Origin of the sequence: Bradyrhizobium sp. C-145 (genome assembly GCF_023375135.1) — a bacterium.
Lineage (GTDB): Bacteria > Pseudomonadota > Alphaproteobacteria > Rhizobiales > Xanthobacteraceae > Bradyrhizobium > Bradyrhizobium zhanjiangense.
In genome coordinates this window covers 7,075,554-7,093,270 of the sequence record NZ_CP088150.1, presented here as the reverse complement: position 1 = coordinate 7,093,270, position 17,717 = coordinate 7,075,554, and the positions used below count along the sequence as shown (strand labels likewise).

Genomic DNA, 17,717 nt, shown 5'->3' with positions numbered 1-17,717 from the left:
TGTGCGGGAACAGTCAATGCAGGCCGATGATCAGCGAGATGAAATCGCGCGAAAGAGCGGAGTCAAGGAGATCGGTCCTACGAAACGCGTCGCTCGGACAATTCTGATGCCGTCCATGGGACGACGCATTTTGTCGGAGTGGCTCGGAACGGCGTTCCTTGTCGCTGCCGTGGTCGGGTCCGGGATCATGGCGCAGCGGCTCGCCGGGGGCAACGTCGCGCTCGCGCTTCTCTGCAACACCATCTCCACTGGTGCGATCCTGGTGGTCCTGATCCTGGTCTTCGGTCCGCTCTCTGGAGCGCACTTCAATCCCGCAGTCAGTCTGGCCTTGACTTTGCGTGGCGAACTGACATGGCGAGCCATGTGGGTCTATATTCTTGCGCAGATTGCCGGTTCGCTCGCGGGGGTCTTTGCGGCGCATTTGATGTTCGATATTCCGCTCTGGCAGGTCTCGCTCACACAACGAACGGGAGCCGGACAGTGGATCTCAGAAGCCGCCGCAACGTTCGGTTTGCTCGTCACGATCTTCGGCTGCGCGAGCCGAACTCCCGCTGTGGTCCCTTACGGCGTTGGCTTGTATGTAACTTCCGCTTACTGGTTCACCGCATCCACTTCGTTCGCCAATCCCGCGGTGACGATCGCACGATCGCTGTCCGACACCTTTGCCGGCATCGCTCCGAGTAGCGTTGTTGCCTTCATCATCGCGCAACTGATTGGGGCCGTGGCGGCCACAACGCTCGCTGCATGGTTGTTTAATTGCACGGCAGGCACCGCAGGTCAAAGCCATGAGAATTCTTGAGGCGATCGAAGATCGGCCTGTCCAGGGGATGTATCGTCTCGGCCTTGCCGATCATCGACCAGATTTGAAGATGTCCGTCATGGAAATTCCTTAAGTGGCCCTGAAGTCATACCTGGATGACACGATGATTGAAGACTTGACTCTCTTACCGCGGGATCGCGCGCTCTATGAGAAATTGCACGCCTCACACGGCGACCTGGCGATAGCCAGTTCCAGCGCCCAGTATATCCTCAAGAAGGGGTGGCATTCCTTGTCGTTCCTGCGGCGGGGAAGCGTGCCGATCCAACAGATCGCCTTTACGACCACGATGATTGTTGCCTATGCCCGTCCATTTGCCGGAGGGAGGGGGAAGGGCATCACTTTCCCGGAGAGACTGCTGCAATACGGCAAGGCGCAATCGGCCTTCCATGAGCGCCTGCTCAAGCTGAGAAACCAGGAATACGCGCACACCGATGCGTCAACGATCTCGGTGCGGCCGCTCAAGGGCAGCGTGGTCACCGATATACAGTCGATCCGCGATGTTTCCTTCTCGCCCGACGAATTGAAGCTGCTCCTGGTCATGACGCAGGGCGTGTCAGGTCGGATTCGGCAGCGGCTCGCCGAGATCCGGCGCAACGGAAGCTACGGCCCGAAGCCGCCCTGCGGCCTGGCATCAAGAGCGCAGTGCTTAGGATGAAGAGGATCAGGTAACCCAAGGTCACCAAACCATATGCAAATGTATGCAGGTTTAGATCCTTTGTTCGTAGAGATTTGGGCCTCAAATCGAGGGAGACGATCACCGACCGTTCCGACTATTTAGCGGGATCCGAATTCTGACCGGGCGCATTCGGCAGATTCTTGCGGAATTGTTTTTTACTGCAGGCGCCGGAAAGCCTGTCGGCGCAGCATAAATAGGTCCTTCGCGGTGCCCGGCCACGAGCGGGCCTTCAGCGCGCCACCGTCAGCGGATGGACCTGTATCCTGTCGGATAACCTCTGCCGACCCTCTTGAACGTCGTCTCGCCGGCGGTATGAACAGCGAGGATCGCGGCCGCCCCTAACGGCTCCATCGTGTACAGGTCGAAGGCGCCGTGATCTGGCCGACAGCCAAGCGTTCGAGCGAATGCACCAACCACTGCACGGCCCGCAGAAAGCCACTGGTTGGTCTTTTCGACCGGAACGCCAACTTCGAGGATGCGAGCGCGTCCCATGCCCGCGACAAGCTTCTCTAGCCTTTCATCCTCGAGCCAGAAATACGTCGCCTCGCCACCCCAGTTCTCAAGCAGCAGCTTTACGCCGCCGTCATCGATCCGTACCGGATCGGATGTCAGCCAAAACTTCCCTAGCCGGCCGGGTTGCTGTTCCGGATGGTGGCAGGGGCTTGCCGTATATAGGGCCTCCACGTCTGCGGCCGACAACAGCCCGGCTCGTGCCTGGGCATCCAGCCGGCACCGCAGCGTTTCAAGCGTGCCCGGATAGATGCCGGTCTCCCGAATATTGCGGACCTCATCCTCCACCAGGCGAGTGTAGTGCCAGGCTCTTATTGTGCGGTGGTTCATTTCCCTGCCGACAGCTTCGACGAGATCCTGATAATCACCGGCATAGGGATTCGTCGGGTATGGCCTGGTGTGGTCGGACGCCTCGCGCTCAAGAAACTGACGACGCGATGTAGTTAGGTAGTTGCGTATCAGTTCGGCTTTCTGCTCAAGCATCTGCCACAGCGCCTCATCAAAGGTCGCCACATTCCAGACATCGATTGTCGGAGCCGAGCTCATTTCTGGACCATGTTGCACAAGTCCGCGCAGTTGCAACGCGGATATAGACTGGCTTCATTGCAGCGGCTGGCGCAGGCAGTCGGAGCTGCTCTGCGACAGGCGCCACCGCTTGAATGGTCACCCAGGTGAACACGCTTGTCCAGCAGAGCTGCGCGGCCGAGTTCTGTCAGGGTGTACCGGCGTACACGACCATTCCACTCGTTGGTTGCTAACCAGGCATCTTCGTCACCTTCGGGGAAGCCCCGGTGTGGCTGAGGCGCCGCCCGAAGGCGCCGAACACGCCGGCGAGCTGATTGCGGGGGATTTTGAGAAGCTTGGCAAGCTCCTCGGTCGTGACGCCGTTGGAGCTTTTCAATAGCGCCTTGAAAACCTTCTGCATTGTCGCCGGCAGGGGAATCCGGATCAGAGCCTTGACCACGATCTCATGCCGTTCGGCTGGAGATAGCTTGGGGCTAGCCTCAGCCCGGCTAGGGGGCTCCGGCGTTACCGGTACCGCCGCGCCAGTGGTCGCACCGAAGTGGTGCTTCACCAGCTCGAATTCAGCCGGAGTGCCTTCAAATTCGATAATTCTCATCTTCATTGCCTCATTTGGGCTCGAAAAACCTTGGCAAGAAAGGAATGGTCTGGAGTTATCGACAGGATTGCTAAATGCCAAGTTGGAGATATTTCGAGATTAGTCTCACATCATCTTGAGCTTTGGATGGCGGTTTAAGCGGGGGAGGCTATGCCTCGGGCTTCCAGGAAACGCACCTGAGCCGGCGCTTGGGCCGGCGTGCTGAGTTCGCGCTCGCCTGCAACGGGGTCGACCACAAGGCGACCAAAGCCGGCCGTCGAGACGATCCGTCGCAAGGGCTCGCCGGCAAAGCGCGGTAGAGGTAGCGATGGCGCTGTCCTTCATCGCAGTCGAAGAGTAGAACGATCACAGCGCGGTCGTGAACTTAAATGGGGGGCTCGTTAATGACTGCACGACTGCAAATGCCGATAGAAGCTCTAGAAGCAAGGTCGCCGTTTTCCGGGTTGCGTGAGCGCGACATAGACCTGTTGCTTTGCGCTGAGCTGCATGCCCGCCGGGGCCTCGCAAATCTTCTTGCGCGCCGCGCGGGGTGTCCCGGCTCTCCACTTGCGGGCGCTTGGGTATCGCATGATGAGAACGATGGCGAGAGTGATCTTGTTATGGCATTCGAGACTGAAGACGGGTTGGTGCTGGCGCTCGCTGAGAACAAGATCGCGGCACCGTTTCAGCCCGAGCAGGGACTGCGCTACGCGGCGCGAGCACAACGACGGTCTACCACGGAAGGCATATCTCGCGTCGTTACGGTGCTGATCGCCCCGGACGGGTACATGTCAAAGTCAGGCGCGGAAGCCTTTGAGGTTAGAATTCCCTATGAAGAGCTGTCGGCGCCGCTTCGGGAGGAGAATGATCCAAGGTCGCAATTTTTGGCGGATGCCCTGGAGGCCGGCGTCGAAGCGCTACGTCGCGGTTACATCATGACGCCGGATGCTGCTGTATCGGGGATGTGGCAGGCGTGCTGGAAAATATCCCGCCAAGTCGCGCCGAAGCTCAATTTCAACGAACCTGGCCTGAAGCCGCGCCTATCCACCTGGTTCCATTTCAAAGATGCCGAAGGGCTCTCCCAGCTAGATTGGTCGCGGGTCGTCGTAGTCTACAAGGCCGAACGCGGCCACGTGGATTTACAGTTTGGCAGCACGACGGCCGCCGAGCTCTCGCTGCGGTCTGATCGCATCTTGCAGTCTTCGATGAAGGTCGAGCGGGCGGCCAAGTCCGCGAGCATTCGGGTCAGGGTACCGATCGTCGATTTTGCGCAGGCACCCGAGGAGCAGCACCAGGCGATTGTTGAGGGTTTCGCCGCTTGCGAGTTGCTCCGGTCATTTTTTGTAATGCACGCGAGAAACTACTTTCTGAAGCTCAATAAAGCACGCTTTGCAAGCCTGCTACGCTTCTTCTGTCATTCAACTGTGCCGGCCTCGACACAATGTGTTCCGGATAACAAAACATATTTCCGCTCTTGGCGGTGCGGACCTTACGATACTTTCCTGCCCAGCTGTAAACGTCCTGAAATAGATGATGGTGGATGCGCTTGTAGTGCGCAGGCGTAAACCTTCCGACGGGGAGAGGCTCTTCCGACCGAAGTGTCGACATTTCGCGTTCAAACGTCTCTAGGTTTTGTCGTCCCTGAGGCGCACTCGATTCTTGAGAACGGAGGTGCCTTTGTAGCAGTACGGATCGAAGACGTCGTAGCCGCTCAAAGCCGTTAGCGGCTCTTGGGTTGGACGTACGCCCGTAACACCTCGGCTCGGTTCTGGGCAGGTGTCAGCTTCTTTTCGCGGAGGGACGAAAGGCGTTCCTTTGAGGCTCTACCAAGCTTCAAACCTTCGACGGCCGAAATGGCCGCAAAAGTCTTTTCTCCCAAAATTCGGGAGGAGGAATTGATACTCGTGCCTTTGCGCTTATCAGTCATGAACGAACCATATCACGGATTCTGGGAAGTGGCGAAGCTTATCTATATCAACCCAGCCGTTATCGTTCCTTTGCCTCCAGACTATGTCGCGACGGGGTTTAGCCTGCCGTGGAGGTGTTTCAGCTAACCCTAAAACAAGGCCGCGGAGTCCCGCCGCCAGCGCTCTGACGCATGATCTCATTATAGCCGCGTTATCCGCAGTCGCGGCATCGTACGCGCGATTGTTCAGGCTATCGGTCGGATCACACGGCATGCGAGTCGCCTCCTCAGTGCAACCACAGTTTCAAAGCGCCGAAGAGGATTGCGATCCCTGCGGCAATCCACCGGGGCCGCACAACGGATCGAGGGCGAGTCGCCAGATGAAAGCCGTCAGGAGCGCTCCTTTATTTGCCCCATAGCTTCGCTTCAAGATCGCCGCCGCATTTGGCGAAGCGCTGTTGAATTGGCCAAAGCCCAAGTCAGTAATGATCTGCAGAAGGCTGCTGCCGCCAAGGACGCTGAGATCCTGGAGTTAAAGTCCAAGGTTCAGGGGAGTGATGTCGCTCAGAAGCTTGCCGTCAGCGAAGCGCTCAGCGCCGTGGAGAAGGAGCGGAACAGGCTCGCGAACGCGCTGGCCGAGGCCCGAGCGCGAAAAGAAGGCCCCGTGCCCGACGAGGCCGGGCTGAAGAGCGCCGCCGATACGCTAGAGCTCGCGACACAGGCAGGCCCTGACGACCTGTTGCTGGTGCTGCTTTCGGGCGGTGGCTCGGCGAACTGGATCGCCCCGCCGATGGTATCACCTTCGCGCAGAAGCCGGCGGTTAACCGCGCGCTGTTGCGCTCGCGCGTGCCGGCCAGATGTTGCGACAATCGTGACGCTCGCGATCTCCGACGTGCCGAGTGATGAACCGTCCGCGATCACCTCCGGCCCCACGGTACCCTGATCCGGCGACGTTCGCGGACGCCCGCGCCAGTGGATCGGCGTTGCGCAGGCGCATGATCTGCACAACGTCGTCAGATATCAGCCTTTGACCGCGCCCCAATCCTCTTGGGCATATGCCGCTGCCAGGGCCGCTTCATCGAGGGGCAGTGCTGACCTCGCAGGATGAAGCCAAGGGTCCGCTGCAGCTGACGTGGCCGACTATCTCATTATCGTCCGTTGACACGTATACCGTAGCGGCTTTTTTAAACTTGCGCTCTGGGTGCTGCTCACCCTTACGAACCAGGTCCATCGTCCAGCGAATGAATGACGGCGAGGTCGCCGCGCAGATAGGCACGCCTCAACCGTTGCGCCGGCGAGTTCCAGCATGCGGGGGACCGGATGCGGCCAAGAAAAGCGGAATATTTTGAGCGCCGTTCGAAAGACAGCGTCCCGATGCCACGAAGCCTTGACCTTTATGCTGGATAGTCTCGCCCCGAGGGGAGGGCTGGCGCGATGCGGATTGGGTGTTGTAAGTGCTGAGCGGCGATCGCCCAAGATCCGGCGCCTTGCAGTTCAGCTTAGGTTCAAAGGCGAGAGCCTAGCTGTGGCGCGCTGGACGCAACACCGATGTCACCAATCGCTCGAAGTACGCCGAGTGGTGGTGAGCGTCGGATCGGCGAAAATCGAGGCAACCTATTCGACAGTGACCGACTTAGCGAGATTGCGTGGCTGGTCAACGTCTGTGCCCATCAGCAACCCAGTATGATACGCAAAGAGCTGCATCGGAATGTCATAAACTATCGGAGTAAAGCTTGTCCCCATGTCAGGCAATACGATGGTCGCGAGCGGGTTCACAGAGGCTGCCTCGGCCCCCTTTGCATCGGTTATTAGGATGATGTTGCCGCCTCGTGCAGCAACTTCCTGCATGTTTGAGACCGTCTTTTGGAACAGCGGGTCGGGAGGGGCGATCACCACGACTGGCACGCCGTCGCTGATCAACGCAATCGGACCGTGCTTAAGCTCGCCGGCAGCATAGCCGTCGGCGTGGATGTAGGCGATTTCTTTCAGCTTCAGCGCGCCTTCCAGCGCGAGCGGAAAGGAGCTGCCGCGACCGATATATAGCACGCCACGCGAGTTGGCGACCTGCCGCGCGAGCTTCTCGATTTGTGATTCGGTTGCAAGTGCAGCTCTCATCAGGCGAGGAACTTCGACCAACTCTTGCACGAGCCTGGCCTCGCTGGCCCTGGACAATTCGCCACGCGATCTCCCGGTGGCGATCGCAACAGCCGCGAGCACGATCAATTGGCACGAGAAGGCCTTGGTCGAGGGGACGCCGATTTCCGGCCCGGCCAGCGTCTGCAGCACAGTCTCGCTCTCCCGCGCAATCGTCGACGTCGGCACGTTGACCACGGAGAGCGTGCGCAGTCCTCTCGATTTGGCAAAACGCAGCGCAGCCAGCGTATCAGCCGTCTCGCCGGATTGCGAAATGAGGATGGCGAGATCGCGCTCGCGCAAGGGCGGTTCCCGGTAGCGGAATTCGGAGGCGACATCGACCTCGACGGGGATGCGGGCCAGCCGCTCGAACCAGTATTTGGCGATGTGGCCGGCGTGGCTTGCGGAGCCGCAACCGGTGATCAGTATTCGACCAATGTCATTGAAGTCGAATGGGAGCGTCTGAGGCAATGCGACGCGATCGGCCGCCGGGTCGACATAGCGCGCCAGCGTATGGCCGGCGACTTCCGGCTGCTCGTGGATCTCCTTGATCATGAAATGAGGGTAGTTTGCCTTTTCGATGAGGGCCGGCGACGCTCTACATCTCAGCACCGCCCGACGGACGATGACGCCTTGCAGGTCGTAGATCGTGAAGGAGTCGCGGGTCAGAACGGCCCAGTCGCCGTCTTCCAAATGGGTAATGGTCTCCGTGAAAGGCGCAAGTGCAATCTCATCCGACGCCAGATACATTTCGCCGTCGCCGTGGCCGATAGCAAGCGGCGATCCGTTGCGAACGCCGATCAATAAATCGTCGCAGCCCTTGAACAGAAAAACCAGCGCGAACGCGCCCCGCAATTTGGGCAGCGAAGCCTTCACCGCGTCCTGAGGCGAATAGCCCTTAATCAGATGGGATTCGACCATGTGAGCGACGACCTCTGTGTCGGTCTCGGAGGCGAATTGTGCACCCTTTCGTTCCAGTTCGGCGCGCAGCTCAAGATAATTCTCGATAATGCCGTTATGAACGACCGACACATTGTCGGTCGCATGCGGATGGGCGTTCTTCTCGCTCGGCTCTCCGTGGGTGGCCCAGCGGGTATGCCCGATGCCGATATGCCCAGACACCGGCTCGGCGCGCAGTCGTGTCTCTAACGCTTTGAGCTTGCCCTCGGCGCGCCGTCGGTAAAAATGACCACCTCCCAGCGTTGCGACGCCTGCAGAGTCATAGCCCCGATACTCTAGCCGCTTCAGGGAAATGACCAATTGTTCTGAGACCGGACCGCGTCCCAAAATGCCGACAATTCCGCACATGTACGTCAATAGGCTCCGCAGCTAGCGTTGAACCACATCGTCTTTCGAGGCACAGGCGGCAAGCTAAAGGCGTTGGCAGGTCAATGATTCCTCCCCCATTTGCCTGACCCGCAGGCAGCAATTTGCATGCCAGACCGAGCGACTTTACAAGCTATCAGGGACCCGTCCCGGACGCGCTGTCCTGCGGATGCCATAACGCGGACCAAGCCCGCACTCAGCAGGAATCGAAACAGCGCTGGCTCACTGGCCGATCATCCGGTGCCTACCATCAATCCAGTAACGCGGCTTGCAATGCCGGACAGGGACCCTGCTGACGATCGCTCGGTGCCTAAATGGAGCCGGGCTGGCGCCAGCGCCTAGAAGGTTCGGTCAGCGCGGCCAGATACCGAAATCCGCTGTCGAGATCGCTACCCCGATCCAACATCGATCGCTAGTCGTGAGTAGTCGAGAGGAATTCAAGTTCACCGGCGTGGTACATTCGGTCCACCCATTTTGCCTTGTTCTTTGATCGCCATGGCGGAAGCCGGCGGACGTGCCGAAATCTGCAGCACGGCACAACCCTCGTCCACAACTCTCGCGTATGCGCACAAAACCTCTGAGCCGCCCTCGGCCCAACGGGATTTTTTCCTCCTCAGCGCCATCGACAGGGCCGAGAGTAGGCGCTTGCCGCCTCGAACTTTTTTCTCCTCCCCGTCTTCACAGCTGTCTCTCTATGCAGACGAGTCTCGTCACTCCGATGTGTTTTGAGGCGGTACACAGCTATCCGCGCGTTCGACGACGATTCGCGTGTTTGTCCTACATCGCACTGGACCAAGAGGTGGGCCATCAGGCTGACCGTGATCGTCCCTCGCGATCTTAGTAGCAGTGCGACCGCCATGCAGTCGCCGTGGTCATATTCAGCCGTGTCTGGATCAAGACGTGCGCGTGCGAAATGCGACAAGACCGGTCAAGTATTCCGCCGTGCGGCCGAAGTGGTTGTTGTGTCCACCTGCTGCGCCAGTTGCATAAGCCGCTTGTGGCACGCACCTTGCTGAGGTCCTGCGCAAACTCGTTTCAATGTGGCCGTCTGGTAGATAGCCGATCGCGGAGTTCATATGGCGCTTAGTGGGTTAATCACATCAATGCCATCGAAAGGCCGTCAATTGAAAACCGGTCGGGTGCGCCGCGATTGCTTCTGTCGTTCGTGCTGTACAGGAGTTGGCCCTTCCTCACGCCCTGAGAGCGGCAGCGATGTGTAGGAATGCGCCGAGCATCACAGACGACCATCGGCAATCATCGAGCGCGTGCCAATTACGCTCATGTTGCCGGGGCACCCTCATCGATTTGTTCCTTTAGGGGACGAGGCGCTTTGCGCATTTTGCGCGAGCGCTTTCGTCGAGCGAGGTCCATCAGCTAAAGTGACCTGCGCAAGAACATCGCCCTGGAATGCAGTGAGGCGATCGTCGCCTAGTCTCTTGGCTCAGAGCTGGCCCCTTGAATTTTGATATGCCCCGACACGAGAAGGATCGAAAATGGCTGTTGTCCGATTTGTATTTGCCGCACTGAAGCCGGGTGTCAGCGCAGCGGAGTATGAACGCTTCGAACGTGAGGTCGACTATGTCGTCGCCGGTAAAATGAAGACTATCGTCAGCTATTCGACGCACCGCATCACGGAAACTGGCGCCGGCATATCGGGCGGGCCGTGGGACTATATCGAGCGCATTGAGGTGACCGATCGCAAAGCCTATCAAGCTGAGCTCGCCGTCGTCGGCAAGACAATGCTCGAAGAACTCTACGAAAAGTATCTCGACAGATCTAAGACGGTGTCGGTCTGGTCAGAACGGATTGAAGCATGAGTCTCGCATCCTCACCGCTCACGGCCCAAGTTGCGTTATCCGGCGGTTCTTGCTCGCCGCCCGAAGAGGAAACACTGGGTTCGTGCCAACACGGGTATGGCGAATCGAGGGGTGCTTCCGTGTCCGACAGCGCGGCCCAATTCGATGAATATGCAAGCCTGCACGAGAATATGACTGAATGGCCCCTTCAAAAATACATCGAAGTGCCGAGCGTACTAGAGGTGATCGGCGATGTTGATGGTCTGTCCATCTTCGATTTTGGGTGCGGCGCGGGGGCTTATTCGCGAATACTTAAGCAACGCGGAGCAGCCCATGTTGTAGGATACGATCCGGCGCCAGGCATGCTAAACTACGCGCGGCGTCGCGCAGAGAAAGAGGCGATCAATCTCTCCTTCGTGGCCCATCTCCATGCCAACATGGCAGCCCAGTTCGACTTGGTACTTGCATCTTATGTGCTGCCCTATGCCGCCACCAAAACTGAGCTGGACAGCATGTGCGCTGAAATGGGCGGGCTGTTGCGTCCTGGCGGGCGCTTGATATCGTTGTCGACTCATCCAGCTTACAATCCACATCCAAACTGGTACGAACCCTTTGGCTTCAGGCTCGTCGTGGACGATCCTGAGAACCCATATTTAGAAGGTGGGCGTATCAAAGTCGAGTTCTGCAAAAATGGAGAACAAGGCGGGGTACTCGCATGGCATTGGCCCGCTCCTTCTTTGGAGAGTTCATTAGCACAAGCCGGGTTCCGATCGTTGAAATGGCGAGAACTGTTTGTGCCAACACACGCCCGTAGAGATCAGCTTCCCAAGGAGCTGCATGGATATCTCCAAAGCCCGCACGCGATCATCATTGAAAGCGTCCGTGGCCCACGCCATGCGGAACGACACCCATGACGTTCGTACCATTCAGGAGCACGTTGTCAGCCCCGTTCTCCTCAGCGGTCGCGGAAGGTCTATGCGGCTTTGACGAGCATGAATGGGATGCCCTCGTCGGTGACAACAATTTCTATAACAGCTACCGGTGGCTGCGAGCCCTCGAACATTCGTTCGGCGCAACAGACGTGCTTGCGGTCCGCGGGCCAGCTGGAGTTGTAGCTGCTTGCCCGCTTTGGGAGGGAGACCAATCACCTGGCTTGTTCTTCCTGCCAGATTGCATGGCGGGAATTCCCGGCCCTTGGCAACAAAGCTTTCTCTGGCTAGGTGGTCGGCGCAATACCCACAACGAGATACCCTGTATTGAGGGCAGGCGAAGGTACGAGGCTTTAGGCGAGTTTGGACGCAGCGCTCTAAACTATGCTCAGGAGCGGGGATATACCGGCGTCGTAATGCCGTACATGCCCTACCGAGCGGCGGTGGAGTTCGCGGAGCATATCGGTGGGACGGTCGTTTTGCATTCTGCCGAAGCCTATCTAGAAGTGCCGCATACGGGGGTGACGGGGATGATGGCGCGCTCGTGCGCGCATGATCGTAATCAAAGCAGGTCTGAGGTCGCGGCGTTCCGTCGAGCCGGGGGGAAGATCGGATGGGCCTCAGCCGAAGAACTCGATGACTCCATAGTCGCTGATCTCATAACCCAAAACAGGTCTCGACACGGAAGCACCCAGGGTCGCGACTGGATGGAAAGGATACTCGCCGGGCAGAGAAAGGCGGGTGTGTCGCAGTTCGGTGCCGCAGCAATTTCCGAGTGCAACAGCGAGATAACCGGGCTGGCCGTTTTCTATCGCTTTGGAACGGCACTTCACTTGCGCTACTTCGGGGCAGACTACAGTCGCGATTTGAAGGATTACAGATATTTCGTCTTGTGCTATTACGAGCCGCTCGATTACGCTGCGGCGCGCGGTCTCACGACGTTGCGGCTTTCTACCTCTTCGTTACGTGCGAAAGTGAACCGAGGGGCAAAGATCGAGCCGCAAGCGATCGTCATCAAGAGCGTTGGTGAACAGCACATCTGCGACTCTGACGTCAAACGGCACAATTTGCGTGTGGCCAGAGAATATCAGGATCAGTTTGCGGGCCATCTTTGCAGGGATTGGGAGTTGGTCGAGCGTTATCAAAGTCCTGGGTGAGTAACTGCGAGATTGAGCAAGATTCGCCGAGATCTTGGGTAGGGTACGGTGCCCCTCGGCCCGCCGCCCAGGACTTGGACTGGAGATGCCGCGCTGGTCCTTCAAGCCGGGGCACGACCAAGGGACACCCAAGGAGAAACTGCTGCGCACATTCTGCTACACGGTGCTCCATGACGTCATGACACGGCTGATTCGGGTCTCGAGAGGCGGCAGCGAGCCCTTTTGTGGCACGAGATTTCGCGTGATTTCCGGGGCGCCGCGGGGGAGCCCCGCAGCGGACCCGCGAACAGGTTCGAAAGGCCGGTCGGGGGCGGTGCTTGCGTTACGCAAGCGAGAGATCACACCTGACCGTGGGGGCGGATGTTACCAAAAAAGCTGGCACGTCCTTGCCATATCTGTGCGACGCGCCATAGGATCGCGTTTTTATAGACCACGTTTTGCGAGTTGACTGAGATAGGGCGCGACGCTCTTCTCCAACTGAGCACGCCGTCGTTCCACCTTCGCGCGCGTGAAGTTCCTGCCCCGGTTGTCCACGGCCTTGAACTTGCTGCCATCGATGGCGACGGCTCGCCGTCGCCCAAAAAAACCAACTCTTCGCAGAGTTCGAGGTACACAGAGGGGGCGCGACGCCGACCGCTGGCTCCGCAACCTCAAAGCTCATCTCAGCCAAACCGCGCGCATCGACTAATACGTCGATCACCCGAACAGGGTCGCTCTAGTCAATGAAGTCATCGAAGTATTCGGCTGGTGCGCCCGAGAGAATCGTAGAGGAGCATAACAGCAGCCCAGTGTTGTCACTGCCAGGACTCGTTGCAGATATTCACGCGAAAAGCGCGCCGGTAACGAAGTCTTAGACTTGCACAACACATGTAGAGGACCCCGCGTAGGGCGACTACCAACGTCATAGAAAGCGCGTTCGCGAGCGTGTGCTGCCGCACCGTACAATGGATGTCTGTCGAACAAGACTCGCTGTAATCTCAAGCTCGCCGATGTCGCCGAGAAAAAGCTGGCGTCGCGTCGATGGCCACAACCAGTTGCCGAAACTCTCCCTGCGTAAATTCGCTAACGGAATCGAAGTCGCAGATCCTACTCAATCCATTGCCGCCTAGCCCGCTCCGGCACCAACATTCGGCGATGGCACTTTAACCCACGATAAGTCGCACCTTGGATCGAAAGACAAGTAATCGCAAGTCAGTTCTTCACCCGGTTGGACGTCACGGGCTGTAAAAATTCGGCAATGATCGTCCTGGTACGTGTTTGGTTGACTGCTGTGATTCATAAAACGGGCGTTGTCAGCATTGTACTCTAGAACCCCATCATCAATGTCGAGGTCTCTTGGATAGGCATGCTTGTCTAGTAAAGCTTGAAAGGTTCGAGGTAAGGTTTCGTACTGTTCGGGTGTCACGGCAATGTCAACGATTGGGTTATGAATCCAAATTAATGCACCTTTAGGCAAAAGAGTAGCAGAGAAAAGTCCGATACCGCCAAACTGGTCTGGCTTCAAAATCGTTTCAACAATCAACACTGACATATCTCCCTAACATCAGCAAGCTAACTAACCTAAGCCGTGCAATCTCCTGCAAAAATTGGTAGGATCGCTTAATCGCGTCCCCGTCACAATCTCGATTTTTCCTCGATCGCTGCATTCCTTCAGCGGCTGCCACGGATCGGGATCTCGGCTGTCGCTCGACGAGGACATGCCGCAGGGCTGGCGCCACGGTTCGCCTTCCGCGGTGGAGGTGCTGGAGAGGGCCTGCAAGAAGGTGGGAGTCCCGGTAACGTTCCGCGTCGATCACGGCAGCGAATTCGTGTCGCGCGATCTTGACCCGCGGGCCTATGAGCGCTGCGTCACGCTGGATTTCTCGCGGCCCAGCTGGCCGCTACGACAACGTGTTCATCGAGGCCTTCAACGGCCGCTTCCGGGCCGAATGCTTCAATGCCAACCGCTTCCTGTCCCTTGCGGATGACCCGGAGAAACTGGAGGCTTGGCGCAGACATTATATCGAAGAACGGCCCCATGGGGCGATCGGCAATCGATTGCCGATTTGCTGCACAACCACGTCGGCGCACCAGCCCGCCAACGTGATCACGGCGCAAAACGCTAGTTCTGTGTGGTCCAAAGTTCGGGCTCGCTGCAAAAGGCCCGAAACTCTAGCCGCTTCGGGATGGGGAACAATTGTCGCGTCGTATCCAAAAACAATGCGGTGACGCGTGACCGATTTGCCGCTGGCCGTGCGGATCGTAGAGCTCCTGGTGATCGCCCACCGCTTCCGCCGCAACGCCGTCCTGTGCGGAGGCCAGATCTTCACTGAGCCTTTCGCCGGCGGGATGGCGTCATCCGCGAGACGCACGGCGCGGCTGGACTCTATGGTCCAGCATCTCGGTCTGGTGCTTAGCGGTCGATGGACGGGGGTTTGCAAAATGGCTGGTGCTGCCAGTAGGCAAGGACAGGACTATGCGTTTTGTCCGACGCCCCAGCCGTTCGTACGCCGATTGTCTGAAGGTCATCGGCAAACTCACCAGCCCCGGCTGGGCGGCGCATGAACGAATGGCTATGTTCTCAGCGTCGAGACCCCAGAGCGGAGCTGAACACAGGTAGACTTTCATTTCCCTGAATCGAAGGATCACCTCAAGGGATCATAGCCAACAGTTAATCGAACCATCAACTAGTCATCCGGAACGCAAGTTCGTCACATTAGTTGATAGCTCGAATCTCGAGAGAGGAGAGCGCTTGTGGCGAATGCAGGTGGGAAAGGCCGGCCGATCGCGCCGTTGATGCTGAGTCCGCAGGAGCAGGCGTACTTGGAGAGGCAAGTTCGTCGTCATCGTGCTGCGCGGTCGCTATCTGAGCGATGCCGCGCGATCCTGCGGTGTGCGGATAGCTTGCCAAGCAAGTCTGTGGCTGCCGAACTCGGCCTCCACGAACACACCGTTGGCAAGTGGCGCCGCCGATTTTTGAAGGATCGCTGTGATGGCCTGCTTGACGAGGCACGCCCTGGCCGCCCTCGCACCATCAACGACGATCAGGTTGCCGCCGTGATCGAGCGCACGCTGCGTACGACGCCGGCCGACGCGACGCACTGGTCGATCCGCTCGATGGCTGCGGAAACTGGCTTTTCCCACACCACGATCCGCAGAATGTGGGCGGCGTTCGGCTTGCAGCCGCACCGCAGCCAGACATTCAAGCTGTCGAGCGATCCGCTGTTCGTCGACAAGGTCCGCGATATTGTCGGCCTTTATCTGTCCCCACCGAACCGAGCCCTTGTCCTCAGCATCGATGAGAAAAGCCAGATTCCGGCCCTCGATCGCGAGCAACCGGTCTTGCCGATGATGCCTGGCGTGCCGGAACGTCGCACGCACAGCTATGTGCGGCATGGTACGACCTCGCTGTTTGCCGCGCTCGATGTCGCCTCGGGGTTCGTCATCGGCAAATGCTACAAGCGCCACCGGGCAGTCGAGTTCTTGAAGTTTTTAAAAGAGATCGATGCTCAAGTTCCTGAGGGCCTCGATGTCCATATCGTCATGGACAACTACGCCACTCACAAGACACCCAAGATCAAAGCGTGGCTCGCCCGCCGGCCTCACTATCATGTCCACTTCACGCCGACTTCCGCCTCATGGATCAATCAGGTCGAGCGCTGGTTCGCTGAACTCACCAGAAAGCAGATCCAGCGAGGTGTTCACACCTCCGTCAGGCAGCTCGAGGCCGACATCCGCACCTTCATCGACCTGCACAACCAAAACCCGAAGCCCTTCAAATGGACCAAGTCTGCTGACCAGATTTTGGCTTCCGTCAAACGCTTCTGCCACAAAGCCCAGCAGACTTTATGTGGCGAACTTTAGATTCACGTGACTAGTGCCTGCCTTACTTGTTCGGCCCGTTCCCTGGACAGCTTCTCGGCCAAGCTGTGATCCTTTAACAGCGCCGGCCCCTTGCGTTCTCGATCATAAACCATCCAGCCGGTGGTCCCCCTTCGAACGAGGAACCTGGACCGTTGCGGAGGTAATTCGTGGCTCAATAGTTCCTCCTACATTGACCTGTTACGAAATCGCGCCGAGTATCCCAAGCAAAGACGACACTCGTGTCACGAAAATACGCCGCGTCCTTTATTCCTGAGCCGGGACACGGAAATTCCCACGCAACAGATGCACTGCACGCCGTGTGCCACTGGTCGAGGCATCTTTCGATGCGGCGTTCGTCTGCCCCACCGCCGCATACGGGGATGCAAATGCCTCCCGAAATTGATCACTTCGCCCGAGGCGAGACGCGCCCATGACCCCGGTCGGCGTGACCGGATCGGCCGTGAAGGCTTGCACTCCCAGCTAAAGCAGAAGATTGTTGCTGAGATCGTCAATTTAGGTCGGCAGGAAGTCCGAAATGCCTCGCCGGTTCGCGCACGCGAGCCCTGGTCTACGACTTGTCTTGGCGTGCGATGTGAAGTCGTTCACACATGATGATCGCGATACGACTTAGATGGGGGCAGCAGCTTCGGTCAAGCTATCGCCGAAAAGTTGGTGATGACGGGAATCGAAGGCGGCATATCGTGGGGGGTGGTTGACGCCTCCACTTCTCCACCGAAGGAGCGATGCCCTGTCGGGCCGATAACTCAGAGAAGTTTTGCGCAGCGGGGCACGTATCTTTCTTGCGCAGGCGATTCCCGAGTTGCGAGGCGTGGTCGAGCGCTGGCTGACCCAGGTCGCCGCTGCAGATCGACTCAACACGACAGTGAAAACGGTGGCCAAATGGGTCAAGCGGTTCCGCGCAGAAGGTGTGGATGGTTTGCGCGACCGCGCGTCGCGACCTCATTCATCGCGGAGCCAGACCCGCCAGCGACGCGCGTCGCCGTCGAGGTGTTGCGCCGCAGAAAGCGAAAGAAAGCTACGGCCTAACTGTCTTCAGCTTCGAGGCGAGTGAGAAAGTGCTGTCCATCGTAGCCATGCGAAAGGCCAGCCAATTTATGCGAGCGATGCACACCAACGAGGTCCTTACGTGCTGAGACAATAAAGGCCCTCAATAGCCTTATAGTTCACCCCCGGAGCTAGGCTATGGGATTACCGTTCTGAACTATGTGGGAATTCGAGCTGAAGAAGCTCTTGGCGCCCGGGTTGGTTGACTTTGATGGAATGATCGGTGTCATCCCGTCATATCTCTGAAATTGCTGAGAACACATGCCCGATCACCCGCTAGTAAACAGGGAGGATGTCGATGACGAGATGTTTAAGCCATAGGCCAATTCATCTAAGGTTCAAGTCGGCCGAGAAGCAGGACAACCTTTATGGGGAGGATGTCTGGCCTGCGTGATGGTTGCTGCTTCTACGGCGCTGTAGCCAGATATGCTTGGTCGTTGTTGGAGCGGATCTTCCA

At 58.3% G+C, this 17,717-nt stretch carries 13 protein-coding genes and 2 pseudogenes; 11 read left to right on the top strand and 4 right to left on the bottom strand.

The features are described from left to right. Positions 1 to 106 precede the first annotated feature (106 nt). Both LRP30_RS33325 and LRP30_RS33320 read left to right on the top strand, forming a co-directional pair. Positions 107 to 799, top strand: coding sequence for an MIP/aquaporin family protein (locus LRP30_RS33325; protein WP_249761890.1), 693 nt, complete (start codon positions 107 to 109; stop codon positions 797 to 799). Positions 800 to 923: 124 nt separating this feature from the next. Then, the gene (locus LRP30_RS33320) at positions 924 to 1,475 is read left to right on the top strand and encodes a hypothetical protein (RefSeq protein ID WP_249757548.1); all 552 of its coding nucleotides are present in this window, start codon (positions 924 to 926) and stop codon (positions 1,473 to 1,475) included. A gap of 264 nt (positions 1,476 to 1,739) precedes the next feature. Here the strand turns inward: LRP30_RS33320 and LRP30_RS33315 are convergent, their stop codons facing one another. Further along, complete coding sequence (locus LRP30_RS33315; RefSeq protein WP_249757547.1) at positions 1,740 to 2,519, bottom strand: hypothetical protein; 780 nt, start codon at positions 2,517 to 2,519, stop codon at positions 1,740 to 1,742. A gap of 241 nt (positions 2,520 to 2,760) precedes the next feature. Continuing rightward, positions 2,761 to 3,126 (bottom strand): hypothetical protein, encoded by a 366-nt coding sequence (locus tag LRP30_RS33310; RefSeq protein ID WP_249757546.1) that lies wholly within the window; start codon positions 3,124 to 3,126, stop codon positions 2,761 to 2,763. A gap of 383 nt (positions 3,127 to 3,509) precedes the next feature. On the opposite strand from LRP30_RS33310, the gene LRP30_RS33305 reads away from it, so the two are divergent. Next, positions 3,510 to 4,670 carry a PD-(D/E)XK nuclease family protein gene (locus tag LRP30_RS33305; RefSeq protein WP_249757545.1) on the top strand — a complete coding sequence of 387 codons (1,161 nt, stop codon included), beginning with the start codon at positions 3,510 to 3,512 and terminating at the stop codon, positions 4,668 to 4,670. 804 nt (positions 4,671 to 5,474) lie between these two features. Further along, positions 5,475 to 5,954, top strand: coding sequence for a DUF4147 domain-containing protein (locus tag LRP30_RS33300; RefSeq protein ID WP_249757544.1), 480 nt, complete (start codon positions 5,475 to 5,477; stop codon positions 5,952 to 5,954). Between the two features lie 671 nt (positions 5,955 to 6,625). On the opposite strand, the gene glmS is transcribed toward LRP30_RS33300, so the two are convergent. After that, entirely contained in the window at positions 6,626 to 8,452 is a 1,827-nt protein-coding gene (glmS, locus tag LRP30_RS33295) for a glutamine--fructose-6-phosphate transaminase (isomerizing) (protein ID WP_249757543.1), read from the bottom strand. A gap of 1,511 nt (positions 8,453 to 9,963) precedes the next feature. On the opposite strand from glmS, the gene LRP30_RS33290 reads away from it, so the two are divergent. From LRP30_RS33290 to LRP30_RS33275, 4 genes and pseudogenes are all read left to right on the top strand, one after another. Continuing rightward, the gene (locus tag LRP30_RS33290; protein ID WP_249757542.1) at positions 9,964 to 10,287 is read left to right on the top strand and encodes a hypothetical protein; all 324 of its coding nucleotides are present in this window, start codon (positions 9,964 to 9,966) and stop codon (positions 10,285 to 10,287) included. 119 nt (positions 10,288 to 10,406) lie between these two features. Beyond that, positions 10,407 to 11,180 (top strand): class I SAM-dependent methyltransferase, encoded by a 774-nt coding sequence (locus tag LRP30_RS33285; RefSeq protein ID WP_249757541.1) that lies wholly within the window; start codon positions 10,407 to 10,409, stop codon positions 11,178 to 11,180. Beyond that, complete coding sequence (locus tag LRP30_RS33280) at positions 11,177 to 12,352, top strand: peptidogalycan biosysnthesis protein (RefSeq protein WP_249757540.1); 1,176 nt, start codon at positions 11,177 to 11,179, stop codon at positions 12,350 to 12,352. Before LRP30_RS33285 ends, LRP30_RS33280 begins: the two co-directional genes overlap by 4 nt. An 891-nt stretch (positions 12,353 to 13,243) precedes the next feature. Continuing rightward, positions 13,244 to 13,461: pseudogene (locus LRP30_RS33275) on the top strand (IS256 family transposase); the annotation flags it as partial. Here LRP30_RS33275 and LRP30_RS33270 read toward each other — a convergent pair. Next, positions 13,458 to 13,883, bottom strand: a complete 426-nt coding sequence (locus LRP30_RS33270) for an SET domain-containing protein (protein ID WP_249757539.1) — start codon at positions 13,881 to 13,883, stop codon at positions 13,458 to 13,460. The pseudogene LRP30_RS33275 and the gene LRP30_RS33270 overlap by 4 nt on opposite strands. Before the next feature lie 211 nt (positions 13,884 to 14,094). On the opposite strand from LRP30_RS33270, the pseudogene LRP30_RS33265 reads away from it, so the two are divergent. From LRP30_RS33265 to LRP30_RS33255, 3 genes and pseudogenes are all read left to right on the top strand, one after another. Then, positions 14,095 to 14,398: pseudogene (locus tag LRP30_RS33265) on the top strand (integrase core domain-containing protein); the annotation flags it as partial. 687 nt (positions 14,399 to 15,085) lie between these two features. Next, entirely contained in the window at positions 15,086 to 16,195 is a 1,110-nt protein-coding gene (locus LRP30_RS33260) for an IS630 family transposase (protein WP_249757538.1), read from the top strand. 829 nt (positions 16,196 to 17,024) lie between these two features. Further along, on the top strand, positions 17,025 to 17,267 hold the full coding sequence (locus LRP30_RS33255; protein WP_346016239.1) for a leucine zipper domain-containing protein: 243 nt from the start codon (positions 17,025 to 17,027) through the stop codon (positions 17,265 to 17,267). The last annotated feature ends 450 nt before the right edge of the window (positions 17,268 to 17,717 follow it).